Genomic DNA, 343 nt, shown 5'->3' with positions numbered 1-343 from the left:
GGCAGCATCGACAACGCCGTCGGCAACATCAAATTCGTCGCGATAAGAGAAGAGCTCGAACGCAAGCTCCGGGTGGGCTTCTGCATACGCGTGGATGGCTGAAAACTTGGCGCCGTCAGAGAAGTTCGAAGGAACACTCAAACGGAAACGCCTTGCGGGTTTAGGACCTTTCAGAGCCGCAATTTCGTCATCTACAAGTGCCTTTGCTTTGAGCAACGCGGCAACTGCCGGCCTGAGCCTTTCTGCTGCCGATGTAGGTTCAACAGGACGCCTGCAGCGGTTAAGAAGCGGTTCGTCCACATACTGCTCAAGTTTCGAAATAAGGCGGGAGGCGGCAGAGAGA

At 55.1% G+C, this 343-nt stretch carries 1 protein-coding gene; it reads right to left on the bottom strand.

The genetic code is table 11. The features are described 5' to 3' along the window. The coding region (locus H6A60_RS12860; RefSeq protein ID WP_205105255.1) for a LysR family transcriptional regulator at window positions 1-300 on the bottom strand (300 nt) is incomplete at its 3' end. Window positions 301-343 lie beyond the last annotated feature (43 nt).

This window comes from Sutterella massiliensis (genome assembly GCF_016899755.1).
Lineage (GTDB): Bacteria > Pseudomonadota > Gammaproteobacteria > Burkholderiales > Burkholderiaceae_F > Sutterella > Sutterella massiliensis.
The sequence above is the reverse complement of the archived record's forward strand: the minus strand, read 5'-3'. Positions and strand labels throughout refer to the sequence as shown.